Annotated in this window: 14 protein-coding genes; 10 read left to right on the forward strand and 4 right to left on the reverse strand. The window is 70.8% G+C overall.

What is annotated here, in order from left to right; all coding sequences use genetic code 11:
• Positions 1–631 precede the first annotated feature (631 nt).
• Positions 632–1,729, forward strand: a complete 1,098-nt coding sequence (locus AB0383_RS38490) for a D-alanine--D-alanine ligase family protein (RefSeq protein WP_366189895.1) — start codon at positions 632–634, stop codon at positions 1,727–1,729.
• A 46-nt stretch (positions 1,730–1,775) separates the two neighbouring features.
• On the opposite strand, the gene AB0383_RS38495 is transcribed toward AB0383_RS38490, so the two are convergent.
• Positions 1,776–2,300: a hypothetical protein gene (locus AB0383_RS38495; RefSeq protein ID WP_366189896.1), complete on the reverse strand. Its 525-nt coding sequence runs from the start codon at positions 2,298–2,300 to the stop codon at positions 1,776–1,778.
• 394 nt (positions 2,301–2,694) lie between these two features.
• On the opposite strand from AB0383_RS38495, the gene AB0383_RS38500 reads away from it, so the two are divergent.
• The gene (locus AB0383_RS38500) at positions 2,695–4,044 is read left to right on the forward strand and encodes an MFS transporter (RefSeq protein ID WP_366189897.1); all 1,350 of its coding nucleotides are present in this window, start codon (positions 2,695–2,697) and stop codon (positions 4,042–4,044) included.
• Here AB0383_RS38500 and AB0383_RS38505 read toward each other — a convergent pair.
• Together AB0383_RS38505 and AB0383_RS38510 are read right to left on the reverse strand one after the other, a co-directional pair.
• A complete protein-coding gene (locus tag AB0383_RS38505) occupies positions 4,025–4,570 on the reverse strand; it encodes a DUF3515 domain-containing protein (RefSeq protein WP_364188666.1) in 546 nt (181 codons plus the stop codon). The genes AB0383_RS38500 and AB0383_RS38505 overlap by 20 nt on opposite strands.
• Before the next feature lie 19 nt (positions 4,571–4,589).
• Positions 4,590–4,823: an Lrp/AsnC ligand binding domain-containing protein gene (locus AB0383_RS38510; protein ID WP_285969653.1), complete on the reverse strand. Its 234-nt coding sequence runs from the start codon at positions 4,821–4,823 to the stop codon at positions 4,590–4,592.
• Positions 4,824–4,961: 138 nt separating this feature from the next.
• On the opposite strand from AB0383_RS38510, the gene AB0383_RS38515 reads away from it, so the two are divergent.
• The 5 genes from AB0383_RS38515 to AB0383_RS38535 all read left to right on the forward strand — a co-directional run bounded on the left by AB0383_RS38515 (position 4,962) and on the right by AB0383_RS38535 (position 8,520).
• Entirely contained in the window at positions 4,962–5,924 is a 963-nt protein-coding gene (locus tag AB0383_RS38515; protein ID WP_364188664.1) for a thiamine-phosphate kinase, read from the forward strand.
• Positions 5,925–5,934: 10 nt separating this feature from the next.
• Positions 5,935–6,408, forward strand: coding sequence for a GNAT family N-acetyltransferase (locus tag AB0383_RS38520; protein ID WP_364188662.1), 474 nt, complete (start codon positions 5,935–5,937; stop codon positions 6,406–6,408).
• A 16-nt stretch (positions 6,409–6,424) separates the two neighbouring features.
• The gene (locus tag AB0383_RS38525; protein WP_364188659.1) at positions 6,425–6,955 is read left to right on the forward strand and encodes a gamma carbonic anhydrase family protein; all 531 of its coding nucleotides are present in this window, start codon (positions 6,425–6,427) and stop codon (positions 6,953–6,955) included.
• Between the two features lie 31 nt (positions 6,956–6,986).
• Complete coding sequence (locus tag AB0383_RS38530; protein WP_366189898.1) at positions 6,987–7,664, forward strand: uracil-DNA glycosylase; 678 nt, start codon at positions 6,987–6,989, stop codon at positions 7,662–7,664.
• Positions 7,665–7,728: 64 nt separating this feature from the next.
• The gene (locus AB0383_RS38535; RefSeq protein WP_366189899.1) at positions 7,729–8,520 is read left to right on the forward strand and encodes an alpha/beta hydrolase; all 792 of its coding nucleotides are present in this window, start codon (positions 7,729–7,731) and stop codon (positions 8,518–8,520) included.
• Between the two features lie 73 nt (positions 8,521–8,593).
• On the opposite strand, the gene rpmB is transcribed toward AB0383_RS38535, so the two are convergent.
• The gene (gene rpmB / locus AB0383_RS38540) at positions 8,594–8,785 is read right to left on the reverse strand and encodes a 50S ribosomal protein L28 (RefSeq protein WP_091623274.1); all 192 of its coding nucleotides are present in this window, start codon (positions 8,783–8,785) and stop codon (positions 8,594–8,596) included.
• 222 nt (positions 8,786–9,007) lie between these two features.
• Between rpmB and AB0383_RS38545 the strand changes: the two genes are divergently transcribed.
• The 3 genes from AB0383_RS38545 to AB0383_RS38555 all read left to right on the forward strand — a co-directional run bounded on the left by AB0383_RS38545 (position 9,008) and on the right by AB0383_RS38555 (position 13,649).
• Positions 9,008–10,603: a DAK2 domain-containing protein gene (locus AB0383_RS38545; RefSeq protein ID WP_364188714.1), complete on the forward strand. Its 1,596-nt coding sequence runs from the start codon at positions 9,008–9,010 to the stop codon at positions 10,601–10,603.
• A gap of 2 nt (positions 10,604–10,605) precedes the next feature.
• Positions 10,606–12,759: an ATP-dependent DNA helicase RecG gene (gene recG, locus AB0383_RS38550; RefSeq protein ID WP_364188650.1), complete on the forward strand. Its 2,154-nt coding sequence runs from the start codon at positions 10,606–10,608 to the stop codon at positions 12,757–12,759.
• A 260-nt stretch (positions 12,760–13,019) separates the two neighbouring features.
• Positions 13,020–13,649 carry a GNAT family N-acetyltransferase gene (locus AB0383_RS38555; protein ID WP_366189900.1) on the forward strand — a complete coding sequence of 210 codons (630 nt, stop codon included), beginning with the start codon at positions 13,020–13,022 and terminating at the stop codon, positions 13,647–13,649.
• Positions 13,650–13,807 lie beyond the last annotated feature (158 nt).

Raw genomic sequence — 13,807 nt, forward strand, 5'->3', positions numbered from 1 at the left:
CTCGCGAGGCTCCCGTGCCGGCGTCGCCGGCGGGCTTGCTTGGCTGACGGCAAGGGTGGCGCTGCTTCGCCTGCGGCGTTGGGTGGCGTGCGGCGCGAGTGGTCCAGTGGCACCTCAGCCGTCACGCCCGCTGCCGCGGGGCGCGTTCGCGAGGTTCTCGTGCCGGCGCCGCCTCCAGCCGCGGGTTTGCTCGCCGACCGCAAAGGTGGCGCTGCTTTGCCGCTGGCGGTGAGCGGCGTGCAGCGCGAGTGGTCGTTTGGCGCCGTAATCGCTCGGCCGCGGCGTCGAAGAACCACTCGCCCCCGCCGATACGGGGCGCTCCTCGTCGCGGCGCGTTTGCCACGGTGCGGCCGACCCCGGCCGCACCGGGTGGCCGAGTGCTCGGCTGCGGTCGGGGCCCGCGGACTCGAGAGAGTGACCGGTGTGCAGCGCGACCGGTCCACTCGGGCAACCGGCGGGAGGCGTCCGTCACGGTCCGACTGCGCCTGCACCCGGAGGCACCCCAACGTCGAACAAGCACCTGATCATGCCCAACCCGCACCCCACCACCCCCGCCGGCGGACGGGCCGGGGGACCGTCGCAACGCCGGGTGCGCGCCGTTGGGCGTGGTCACCCGGTACGGTGAGCGACCATGAGTGCTGAGAAGATCCGCGTGGCGGTCGTGTTCGGCGGTCGCAGCAGCGAGCACACCATCTCGTGCCTGTCGGCGGGCAGCGTGATCGCGAACCTGGATCCGGAGCGCTACGAGGTGCTTCCCGTGGGCATCACCCCGCAGGGTGGCTGGGTGCTCGGCACCGGCGACCCGAAGGAGCTGAGCATCCAGGGCCGCGAGCTGCCGACCGTGGAGTCCGGCCGCGCACTCGTGCTGGCGGGTGACGCGACCAGCCGCGAGCTGCGCACCGTCGACCCCGGGCAGGCGACCGAGGTGCTCGGCACCGTCGACGTGGTCTTCCCCGTGCTGCACGGCGCGTTCGGCGAGGACGGCACCATCCAGGGCCTGCTCGAGATGGCCGACATCCCCTACGTCGGCCCGGGCGTGCTGGCCAGCGCCGCCGCCATGGACAAGGAGTACGCGAAGAAGCTGCTCGCCGCGGAAGGGCTGCCGGTGGGCACGTACGCGGCGCTCCGCCGTGGACAGTCCACTTTGGCCCAGGGCGACCGGGAACGCTTGGGGCTGCCCGTTTTCGTGAAGCCCTCGCGCGCGGGCTCGTCCGTCGGGATCTCGCGCGTCACCGACTGGTCCGATGTGGATGCCGCCATCGAACTGGCCCGCCGCACCGACCCGAAGGTGCTCGTGGAAGCTGCTGTGGCCGGGCGTGAGGTCGAGTGCGGCGTGCTGGAGTTCCCCGACGGCCGCGTGGAAGCCTCGCTGCCGGCGGAGATCCGCGTGCTCGCCGAGGGCGAGGACGCCTGGTACGACTTCGAGACCAAGTACCTCGGCGAAGACGCCGAGCTGGACATCCCGGCCAAGCTCGACGACGCCCTCACCGACCGCCTCCGCGCCATGGCCGTCGAGGCGTTCCGCGCGCTCGACTGCCAGGGCCTTGCCCGCGTCGACTTCTTCGTCACCGAAGCCGGCGACCTCGTGATCAACGAGGTCAACACCATGCCCGGCTTCACCACGAAGTCCGCCTACCCGAAGATGTGGGAGGTCACGGGCGTCGACTACAGCACGCTCCTGTCGACCCTCATCGACACCGCCATCGCCCGCGGCACCGGCCTCCGCTGACGCCACACAGGGTCACCCACTCGGGTGACCCTGTGTGGTCACGTGATCAGGGGATCGACTTACCCAGCGCGAGCAACGCCGCCGGCGTCAGGAACGTGTAGAGCGACGTGACGGTCAGGATCCCGCCGAGCACCTTGCCGGGCAGCTTGCCGTAGGTCGTGGCCGCCACCGCGAGGAACGCGACCAGCCACACCACGAGGATCGAGTGCAGCATCCAGCTGCCGTCGAAGAACTTCCACCACAGCAGCGGCACCACGGCCACCGCCACGGCCAGGTTGCCGACCGGCCGGAGGTCCAGGCCTCGCACGAGAGTCACGCCCAGCGTGGTGAAGAACGTGCCGTAGAACGTGACGATTCCGGCCAACGGGACGCCCGTCGCGGGCGGCGCCGTCGCGATGATCACGGCGGCTTGCAGGAGGTCCACCACGCCGGCGAGCAGGGTCACCCAGCCGACCGTGGTCAGTGGCTTTGGGCCGTCCTCGGCGGGTTTGGCGCCGATCCCGAGAAATGCCAAGCCGTTGAGCCAAACGGCGAGTCCTGAGACGACGAAGATCACGGTTATCGGCGGCACTGGTGATTCCTTTCCGAGGCGGAATTCGGCGCGCGACAGGTTCACTCGGCGCACCGTGGAGTCGAAAGACCAAGGGGTACAACGAGAAGCGGTCGACCCGGAGCTGCGACGATCAGGGTCGAGCGAAACTGCAAACGGTGAAGAAAAGAAACCTCCTGACATTCCCGGCCCGATATCACGGAGAATTTCACCGGCGCGGCATTTCCCGATGATGTCGCCCGGAACAACTTGGTGTTTCCGTTGTTTCGAAATAATGAACAGCTGCAGGAAAGGGCAGTGCCACAACCGCCGAACCGACGAACGGGGTCACCCACTACAGTGATCATCCGGTGGCACCGGGTGACGCCGACGTGGCCCGCGCGCGGCACGCCCAGGCCAGGGCAGGAGACAACGCGTGCAGATCGCATCCCGGCTCGACCGGCTCCCGGTCACCCGCCGACACCGGTACTTCGTCGCCGTGGTGGGGGTGGCGACGTTCTTCGACCTCTACGACCTGTTCCTCGCGTCCACGATCAGCACCGTGCTCAAGCACGAGTTCGGCGTCACGGCCGACGCGCTGAAGTACGTGCTCGCGTCGGCGTTCGTCGGGGCGTTCGTGGGCGCGGTGTGCCTCGGCAAGCTCGCCGACCAGCTCGGCCGGCGCCGCGCGTTCCTGCTGACGCTCGGCCTGTACTCGGTGTTCACGCTGCTCGGCGCGTTCAGCACGGACGTCTGGATGCTCGTGGTCTGCCGCTTCATCGCCGGGATCGGCATCGGCGCCGAGCTCCCCGTCGCCGACGCCTACCTCGCCGACCTGCTGCCCCCGCGCGCCCGCGGCCGCGCGACAGCCTGGGCGTACACGCTCGGCTTCTGCGGCGTGCCCGCCGCCGGGTTCCTCGCGCGGGCGCTGGCCGGCCATTCGCCGCTCGGCGTCGACGGCTGGCGCTGGCTGTTCGTGATCGGCGCGCTCGGCGCCGCCGTCGTCTGGGGTTTGCGGTTCACGCTGCCGGAGTCGCCGCGCTGGCTCGCCGCTCGCGGGCGAGAGGCGGAAGCCGACGAGATCGTGCGCAAGCTCGAAGCCTCGGCACCGCAACCGCTCCCGGAACCCGCGCCCGAACTGCCCGCGCCGGAACCCGTGCGGTTTTCCGCGCTCCTGCGCAAGCCGTGGGCGCGGCGCACGTCGATGCTCTACATCTTCCAGCTGCTGCAAGCGTTCGGCTACTACGGCTTCGGCTCGCTCGTGCCGATCGTGCTGGCCGCCAAGGGGTTCAGCCTCGTGAACTCGCTGACGTTCAGCGCGATCACGTTCCTCGGCTACCCGATCGGCTCCGCGCTTTCGATCCCCGTCATCGAACGGATCGAGCGAAAGTGGCTGATCGTCGCGAGTGCCGCGGCGATGGCGGTGTTCGGGCTCGCGTTCGGCTACTCGACAGCCGGTGTGGCGATCGCGGTGTTCGGCTTCTGCTACACCGCCGCCAGCAACGTGTTCTCCAACGCCTTCCACACCTACCAGGGCGAGCTGTTCCCGACGTCGCTGCGCGGCACGGCCGCCGGTTCGGCGTACGCGCTCTCGCGCCTGGCCACCGCGGCGATGCCGTTCATCCTGCTGCCGGTGCTGCAGGCGCAGGGCGCCACCAGGATGTTCGCCGTCGTTGCCGCCGCGATGGTGGTGCTGATCGTCGACGTCGCCGTTTTGGGGCCACGCACCACGGGCGACTCGCTGGAGGAAATCGCCGCCCGGACGGTCAGAACTTCAAGGGTTTGACCGGCAGCTTCGCGTTGACGGTGTCCGACACCGTCTGCAGCGGCCCGGTCCCGGCCGAGTCGGGGACGGTCAACGCGATGTAGACGTCGCGGTCCACCACGTACCAGGTGGCCGCGGCGTCTTCGGTGACCTGCAGCCACTGCACGCCGTTGACCACACGCAGCTGCGCGGTCGGGGTGAGCTCCGGCGGCCGGTCGAGCCCGCACCGCAGCACGATCGCGTCGCCGTCACCCCAGGCGACGGTGGACTTCGGCGCGGGCTGGGCGAGCGTGCGCCGGGCGAGGTCCTGGCCGTTGGACTTCAAGGTCGCGGGCAGCGCGTCGACGACCGTCGTGCACGCCTGCGTGGTTGCCTGCGGGGCGGGAACAGCGACGAGGGGGAGCGGTCCACTCGCGACGCCCTCGTCGCTGAGCGCCGATTTCTTCGTCACCGCGAAGACGGCGACCACCACGGCCAGCGCGACCACGAGCACGGCCGCGACCACGAGGACCACCCGCGGGGGTGCGCCGGTGTCGGAATCTGCCACCCCCGAAGTGCACCACGTCTCAGAGGTGGACCACCGGGCAGGTCAGGGTCCGCGTGATGCCTTCCACGTTCTGCACCTTCGCGACCACGAGCTGGCCCAACTGGTCCACGGTGTCCGCGGTCGCGCGCACGATCACGTCGTAGGGACCGGTGACATCCTCCGAGCTGGTGACGCCCGGTACACCGGAGATCTCCGCCGCCACCGCGGCCGCCTTGCCGACCTCGGTCTGGATGAGGATGTATGCGTGGACCACGGCGTGCCCTTTCGTCGGTAACGATGGAGTCGAGGTAGGAACGGTGTAGGCAAGGTATCGCCAGCCCCGGGAAAAACCTAGGGGATCCGACTGTCGGTGGTCGAGGCTTCGTACACGGAGAGAAACAGGAGGTGACCGGTGTCACCGGACGATGGCTCGGTGGCCGGGACGGGCGAGTTCGCGCTGATCCAGGCGGTCACCAACGGGCGTCGCCAGCCGGCGGCCACGCTGCTCGGCCCCGGCGACGACGCGGCCGTGGTGGCAGCGCCCGACGGCCGCGTAGTGGCGACCACGGACGTGCTGGTCCAGGGCGTGCACTTCCGCCTCGACTGGTCGAGCCCCGAGCAAGTGGGGCGCAAGGCCGTGGCGGTGAACCTGTCGGACGTCGCGGCCATGGGCGCGAAACCGACCACGGTCCTCGTGGGCTTCGCGTGTCCACCGGACACTCCCGCCCAGCTCGTGACCGAGATCATGAACGGCATGTGGGCCGAGGCGACCCGCGGCGGCGTCGGGGTGTCCGGCGGCGACATGGTGAGCGCCGACCAGATCGTGATCAGTGTCACCGCGTTGGGTGACCTCGAAGACCGCGAACCCGTGACGCGCTCGGGCGCCCGGCCCGGCGACGTCCTCGCCGTCTGCGGGCGACTCGGCTGGGCGGCGGCGGGATTGGCCGTGCTGCGGCGAGGGTTCCGTTCGCCGGTCGGGGTCGTGAACGCGCAGCGCTGCCCAGAACCGCCGTACCCGGCCGGGCCGCAGGCCGCGCTGGCCGGCGCGACGTCGATGATCGACATCTCCGACGGGCTGCTGGCCGATCTGGGGCACATCGCCGCGGCGTCGGACGTCGGGCTCGACGTGAGCACCGCGGAGCTCGAGATCTCCACGCGGCTGCAGGAAGTGGGCACCGCGCTCGGCGCCGACCCGCTGCGCTGGGTGCTCACGGGTGGTGAAGACCACGCGCTGGCGGCCACGTTCCCGCCGTTCGGCGAGCTGCCCGAGGGCTGGCGCAAGATCGGCGCCGTGACGATGCCGGGATCCGGGGTGACCGTGGACGGCAAGGATTATGGTCACGAAGGCGGTTGGGAGCACTGGCAGCAGCACTAGTCTCGTCGTCGTGGAGATCCGAGCGGTCGCGTACGACCATCCCGACGCGACCAAGCTGATGGCGGAAGTGCAGCTCGAGTACGTGCGCCGCTACGGCAGCGAGGACTCGACGCCGATGGACCCTTCGCAGTTCGCGCCCCCGCGTGGACTGTTCCTCGTCGGCTACCTCGAAGGCGTGCCCGTGGCCTCCGGCGCATGGCGCGCGCACGACGGGCCGGCGCCCGCGTTCAGCCCCGGCGACGTGGAGCTGAAGCGGATGTACGTCGTGGAATCCGCGCGGGGCAAGGGTTTCGCGCGCGCGATGCTGGCGGAGCTGGAACGCACGGCGGTCGCGGCGGGGCGGCTGCGGGCCGTGCTGGAGACGGGTACCGAACAGCCTGAGGCGATCGCCCTCTACGGTTCGTCGGGCTACACCCGGATCCCGGGTTTCGGCGTGTACAAGGACGAAGCCGACAACCGGTGCTTCGGCAAGAACCTCGTGTGACCAACGGGAGACGGCTTTGGCGATCTACGCGCTCGGCGACCTCGAACCCTCGATCCACCCGGACGCCTACGTCCACCCCGACGCCACCGTGATCGGCGACGTCCGCATCGGCCCACGCGCTTCCGTGTGGCCGCAGACGGTGCTGCGCGGCGACCACGGCTACATCGAGATCGGCGAGCGCTCCAACGTGCAGGACGGGTGCGTGCTCCACTGCACCAAGAAGCACCCGACGATCCTGGGGCCGTCGTCGGCGATCGGCCACGCCGTGCACGTCGAGGGCGCGGTGATCGGCACCGGCTGCCTCATCGCGTCGGGTTCTGTGGTGCTGAACGGAACCGTGATCGAGGACAGCGGAATGGTCGGCGCGGGCGCGGTGCTGTCGTACAACTCGCACGTGGGCCCGGGCGAGATCGCGCTCGGGGTGCCGGCGAAGGTGCGGCCGAACAAGTCGTTCTCCGCCGAGCAGATCGCCACGGTGGTCGACTCGTACGTGCGCCGCGGGGCGCGGTTCCGCGAAGAGCTGCGCCGGATCGACCCGCCACGTTGACCCCGCCCGCACCGCGCTAGGCTCGCGGGCCGTGACCGCACGACCGCTGCACGAGATCGTCGAAGCCGGCTGGGCGCAGGCCCTCGAGCCCGTGGCCCCGCAGGTCAGCGCGATGGGGGAGTTCCTCCGCGCGGAGATCGCGGCGGGCCGCACCTACCTGCCGGCGGGTGAACACGTGCTGCGGGCGTTCAAGCAGCCCTTCCACGACGTGCGGGTACTGATCGTCGGCCAGGACCCGTACCCGACGCCGGGCCACGCGGTCGGGTTGAGCTTCTCGGTGGCGCCCGAGGTGCGGCCGCTGCCGAAGAGCCTCGTCAACATCTACAAGGAGTACGCCGAGGACCTCGGGCACCCGTTGCCGACCAACGGCGACCTCACCCCGTGGGCCGACCAGGGCATCCTGCTGCTCAACCGCGCGCTGACGGTGCAGCCCGGCAAGTCGAACTCCCACCAGGGCAAGGGCTGGGAGCAGGTGACCGAGCAGGCGATCAAGGCGCTCGCGGCCCGCGACGAGCCGATGGTGGCGATCCTCTGGGGCCGCAACGCCCGCAACCTCCGGCCGATGCTGGGTGAGATCCCGTGCATCGAGTCGGCGCACCCGAGCCCGCTTTCGGCGCACAACGGCTTCTTCGGCTCGCGCCCGTTCAGCCGCGCGAACCAGCTCCTGGCCGACCAGGGCGCGGCGCCGGTGGAGTGGAAACTTCCCTGAGCCTGTCCGGTCGCGGGTCGTCGCTCCGACCTCCAAGGTGAGAACGACACCCAGGAGGACAGCCATGACCACCACCGTCACTTCCGCCGACGGCACGCCGATCGCGTTCGACACTTACGGCGCGGAGTCGCCGGTGCTGCTCGTCGGCGGTGCCGTGAACGACCGGACGACCGTGGCCGCGCTCGCCGTCGTGCTGGCCGAGGCCGGGTTCCAGGGCGTTGCCATTGATCGGCGAGGCCGTGGTGAGAGCGGGGACGCGCCCCTGTACTCGGTGGAGCGCGAGCTCGACGACCTGGCGGCCGTGATCGACGCGGTCGGGGGCGCCGCGGCCGTGTTCGGCCACTCCTCGGGCGCGATCCTGGCTCTCGAAGCGGCGGCCCGGGGGCTGCCGATCACGAAGCTGGCCGTGTACGAGCCGCCGTTCATCGTGGACTCTCAGCGGCCACGCCCTGGTGAGGACCTCGCGGATCGGCTCAGCGCTTTGATCGCCGCTGACGACCGCGACGGCGCGGTGGAGCTCTTCCTGACCGAAGGCGTCGCCATCCCGCCCGAGGGCGTGGCGGCCATGAAGGGCCGGCCCGTGTGGGACTGGTTCGCCGGCTACGCGCACACGCTGCCGTACGACGCGACGGTCACCGGGCCCGGCAGCCGCCTGCCCGCCGACCGGCTGGCCGCCATCACCGTCCCGGTGCTCGCGCTGTCGGGTGGCGCCGGCGAGGCCTGGATGGGCGCCGCGGCTCGAGCCGTCGCCGAGGCCGTGCCGCACGCCCGTTACGAGTCGATTCCCGGGCAGGACCACGGCGTCCTCAACGCGCCCGAATCGTTGCGCGCCGTGCTGACCGATTTCCTGAGGTGACAAAAAATGGCGAGTGCTCGGTGAGCACTCGCCATTTCGTCGTTCCAGGTGCCCTACACGAGCACCGGCAACCTCAACCTCGGACGACCTTGCCCGCCTTGATGCACGAGGTGCACACGTTGAGGCGCTTGCGCTGGGACACGCCGATCTTGGCGTGCACAGTCTGGATGTTCGGGTTCCACCGGCGGTTGGTACGCCGGTGGGAGTGCGAGACCGATTTGCCGAAGCCGGGTCCCTTGCCACAGACGTCGCACACGGCAGCCACGTCGAACTCCTCTGGATATGGGACAAAGAATGGCGCCCAGTCCAGCTGGGCAACTCGACCATAGTAACTACTCGTCTGGGTAGGGTCCGCACGGGGTCGTACCTGCAGGATCGATACCGGCGAGATCGACTCCGGCAGGATCGACACCTGCGAGGTCGAGTCCTCCGGGATCGACACTCGCGAAGTCGATACCCTCGCGTGAACCAGCGAGGAGGTTACGGGGTGCGGGTGCTGGACGTGGTGGCGGTGTCGGCCTGGTCGGCGGCGTGCGTGCGCAGCCTGGAGGTGCTGCGCCCGGCGATCAACGGCATCAACGTGTACCCCGTCGCGGACTCCGACACGGGTTCGAACCTGCTGCACACGATGATGGGCGCGCGCGACGCGTTGGCCGCTGCGGAGCCGTCGGACGTGGCCGAGGCGCTGACCGTGCTGGCGAAGGGTGCCGTCGCCAGCGCGCGCGGCAACTCCGGCGTGATCATCTCTCAGGTCGTTCGCGGGATCGCCGACTGGGCGGCCGAGGGCGAGGATCTCGACGGCGCCGGTCTCGCGGCCGCGCTGGCGCACGCCGATCGGATCGCCACGGGCGCGGTGAGCCGGCCCGTCGCCGGGACGATGCTGACCGTGCTGCACGTCGTGGCCGCAGCCGTCCAGGAGGACACGCGGTCGCTGGGTGAGGTCGCCGCCACCGTCGCCGCGGCCGCCGCGGCCGCGTTGGAGGAGACGCCGAAGCAGCTGCCGGCCCTTGCGAAAGCGGGGGTCGTCGACGCTGGAGGGCGAGGGCTGGTCGCCGTGCTCGACGCGCTGGCCGGCGTGATCAGCGGCACCGCGGCGCAGCCCGAGCACGAGCTCACGGCCACCGTCGAGATGCCTGCCGTCACCGAGCCCGCGCCGTACGCGTGGGAGGTCATGTACCTGCTGGACGGCGTCGAGGAGGCGCGGCTGCCGGCGTTGCGCAAGGAGCTGAGCGGGTTCGGCGACAGCGTCACGGTCGCGGGTGACGGTTCGGGCAGCCACGCCGTGCACGTCCACTGTGCCGACATCGGCGCGGCCATCGAGGCGGGGCTGGAGCTGGGCCGCCCGCGCCGGATCCGCGTCGAGCCGCTGCTCACGCCCACGCCGATCGAGCCGGGCGGCGGGCTCGACCGGTCGGTGGTGGCCGTCGTCCACGGCGGTGCGCTGGCCGAGCTGCTGCGGGCCGAGGGCGTCGCCGTGCTGGCCGTGCCCGACGGTGGGAAACCCGGCGTCGAGGACATGATCGGGCTGTTCAACGAGGCCGCGGGCCGGCACGTGACCGTGCTGCCGGGCGGCCTCGACCTCACTGCCGCGGCCGACGCGGCGGCGGGCCACGCGATGGCGGGCGACCGCGACGTCGTGGTGATCCCCTGCACGTCGCCCGTGCAGGTGCTCGCCGCGCTCGCGGTGCACGACGAAGGCCGGCGGGTCAACGACGACGTCGTCGCCATGGCCGAGGCCGCCGCGGCGACCAGGCGTGGCGAGGTGCGGATCGCGGGCGAGGAGTCGCTAACCTGGGTGGGCCGGGCCCAGTCCGGCGATGTGATCGGCCTGGTCGACGACGAGGTGGTGCTGATCGAACCGGCGCCGGCCTCGGAGACGAACCTCGTCGCGGCCGCGATGAGCGTGCTCAACCGGATGCTGACGCTCGGCGGCGAGCTGGTCACCGTGCTGAGCGGGGCCGCCGCCCCGCCGGGCGTGACCGCGGAGCTCGCCGAGCAGCTGCGGCTGGAGCACCCCGAAGTGGAGTTGACGAGTTATGCCAGTGGCCAGGCCGGAGCCGTGCTGCTGATGGGGGTCGAATAGAAATGGCCGGGCTGCGCGAAAAGCTGCCGCTGCTACTGGGCGCGAAGACGGCGAAAGCGCTGTCGGGTGCGCTCGACATCGAAACCGTCTCCGACCTGCTGCGCCACTACCCGCGCCGCTACGCCGAGCGCGGCGAGCTCACCGACATCGCCGGCCTTGAGCTGGGCGAACACGCGACCGTGCTGGCGCGGATCGAGAAGATCAGCAAGCGGCGCATGAAGTCGCGTAGCGGCACGATCCTCGACATGGTCATCACCGACGGGAAACGCCGGCTGGCCTGCGCGTTCTTCAACCAGGCGTGGCGTGAGAAGGAACTGGCGCCGGGCAAAACCGGCCTGTTCGCGGGCAAGGTCACGGCGTTCCGCGACACCCTGCAGCTGGCCAACCCGGAGTACGAGCTGCTCGACGCCGAACGCGAAGCCGAGGCCGTCGACAACTTCCTCGCCGAGATCATCCCCGTGTATCCGGCGGCGCAGGGCATGCCGACGTGGTCGATCGCGAAGTGCGTGCGGCAGGTGCTCGACGTGCTGGAGGTCGACGCCGACCCGATGCCGGCCGAAGTGCTGAAGCAGCACGGGCTGCCCGGTCTCGAACGGGCGTTGCGTGGCATCCACCGGCCCGAGGACTGGGCGCACCTGGAGACCTCGCGCCACCGCCTCAAGTGGGACGAGGCGATGGCCGTGCAGCTGATTTTCGCCCAGCGGCGCCATTCCGCGGTGTCGCGCCCGGCCAAGGCCAGCCCGCACACCGACGGCGGGTTGCTCGACCTGTTCGACAAGCGCTTGCCGTTCGATCTGACCGCCGGCCAGCGCGCGATCGGCGACGAGATCGCCGCGGACCTCGCGACCGAGCACCCGATGAACCGCCTGCTGCAGGGCGAGGTGGGTTCGGGTAAGACCGTGGTCGCGCTGCGGGCGATGCTGCAGATCGTCGATTCGGGGCGGCAGTCGGCGATGCTCGCGCCCACGGAGGTGCTGGCGGCGCAGCACGCGCGTTCGCTGCGGGAGATGCTGGGCGAGCTCGGCATGGCGGGGGAGCTGGGGGCCGCGGAGAAGGCCACGCGCGTGACGTTGCTCACCGGGTCGATGGGCGCGAAGGAACGCAAGAAGTCGCTGCTGGAGACGGTGAGCGGCGAGGCGGGCATCGTCGTCGGCACGCACGCGCTGATCCAGGACACCGTGCAGTTCGCCGACCTCGGGTTCGTCGTGGTCGACGAGCAGCACCGCTTCGGCGTGGAGCAGCGCGACGCCCTGCGTTCGCGCGGTTCGGACTCCACGTCACCGCACGTGCTGGTGATGACCGCGACTCCGATCCCGCGCACGGTCGCGATGACCGTGTACGGCGACCTGGAGACGTCCGCGCTGCGCGAGATGCCCGTCGGGCGCTCGCCGATCAAGACGACCGTGGTGCCGGTGGCGGAGAAGCCCGCGTGGCTCGACCGGGCGTGGGAGCGGGTGCGCGAGGAGGTCTCGAAGGGGCACCAGGCGTACGTCGTGTGCCCACGCATCGGCGACGAGCCCCCGTCGGACAAGAGCGACAAGCGCCCGCCGCTCGCCGTGCTGGACGTGGCGCCGGAGCTGGCGGGCGGGCCGTTGAAGGGCCTTCGCGTCGCGGCATTGCACGGCCGCATGCCCGCCGACGAGAAGGACGCAGTCATGCGGGCCTTCGGCGCCGGCCAGATCGACGTCCTCGTGGCGACGACCGTCGTCGAGGTCGGCGTGAACGTCCCCAACGCCACCGCCATGGTCATCCTCGACGCCGACCGCTTCGGCGTGAGCCAGCTGCACCAGTTGCGCGGCCGCGTCGGCCGGGGCAGCGTGCCGGGCCTGTGCCTGCTGGTGACGGAGACGTTGGACGGAACCGCCACCCGCGAACGCCTCGCCGCCGTCGAGTCCACCACCGACGGCTTCGAACTCTCCCGCCTGGACCTCGAGCTCCGCCGCGAGGGCGACATCCTCGGCGCGGCCCAGTCCGGGAAACGCTCGGGCCTGAAGCTCCTCTCGCTCCTGCGCGACGAAGACGTGATCACCGAGGCGCGCGCCCAGTCCCAGGAAATTGTGCTGCGCGACCCGACGCTCTCTTCGTACCCTGGCCTGGCCCAAATGGTGTCCGATGTGGTGGACATGGAGCGCGCGGAGTACTTGGAGAAGAGTTGACTGGTTCGGAGCCTCTGGGCCGTTCGGCTGGTTCCGGCGCTGACACGAGGGGCTCTGGTTCGGGCCCTGGTTCTGGCGCTCTGCCTGCCTCCGGCTCCGGATCTGGTGCGGTGGCTTCCTCTGTGTCTGGCTCCGGCGCGGCGGCTGCTTCCGGCTCCGATGCTGTTCCTGCTTCGACCTCTGGCTCTGGTGCTCTGCCTGCCTCCGGCTCTCTCCCTGGCGAAGCGTCTGCTTCGGGCTCCGGTGCGGCGTCTGCCTCGGTGTCTGCCGTTGGTTCCGCGGCGGTACCGTCGTCGCCCTACGGCTCTGGCTCTGCGGCTTCGTCGGGCTCTGCCGTTTCCGGCCTGGCAACCACGTCTGGCTCGGCCGCCACCGTCCGCCCGGCCGTCGTCGCGGACGCTGCCGGCATCGCCCGCGTCCACGTCGGCTCCTGGCGAGCCGCCTACGCCGGCCTCCTCCCGGCCGACTTCCTCGCCGGCCTCTCAGCGTCCCGCCGCGAAGCCTTCTGGGCGGAAAGCCTGGCCGCGCCGGCGCCCCGCCACACCGTCCTCGTCGCCGAAACCCCCGACGGCACCATCGCCGGCTTCGCCGCCTCCACCCCCAGCCGCGACGAGGACGCCACCCCCGACACCGGCGAACTCGCGTCGATCTACCTGCTGCCCGAGTTCTGGAGCCAGGGCTTCGGCCGCGCCCTCCACGCCCGCGCCCTCACCGCCCTGGCCACCGACTTCGCCACCGCCACCCTGTGGGTCCTCGCCGGCAACACTCGCGCCCGCACCTTCTACGAACGCACCGGCTGGACTCTCGACGGCCGCACCAAGGTCGAATCCGTCGCCAACGGCACGGTCACCCTCGAGGAAGTCCGCTACCGCACCTCTCCTCGCGGCTGACCCTTTCGCCGTTCAACGGCGATCACCGGTTTTACCTGGTCAGGACCTCAACGCCCGTACGAACAGTAGCCACGGGTCGCCGTGATCCGCTTGGTGCAGCCACCTGGTTGCCTGATCGCACCCGCTGGGTGCCGTCGGCAGCCAATCTCGGTCGTGGT

Source organism: Amycolatopsis sp. NPDC051373 (assembly GCF_040689465.1).
Lineage (GTDB): Bacteria > Actinomycetota > Actinomycetes > Mycobacteriales > Pseudonocardiaceae > Amycolatopsis.

What these genes read in the sequence shown, in the direction of transcription:
- AB0383_RS38490 (WP_366189895.1), top strand. Translation starts at nt 632, where the DNA reads ATGAGTGCTGAGAAGATCCGCGTGGCGGTCGTGTTCGGCGGTCGCAGC.
- AB0383_RS38535 (WP_366189899.1), top strand. Translation starts at nt 7,729, where the DNA reads ATGACCACCACCGTCACTTCCGCCGACGGCACGCCGATCGCGTTCGAC.
- recG (WP_364188650.1), top strand. Translation starts at nt 10,606, where the DNA reads ATGGCCGGGCTGCGCGAAAAGCTGCCGCTGCTACTGGGCGCGAAGACG.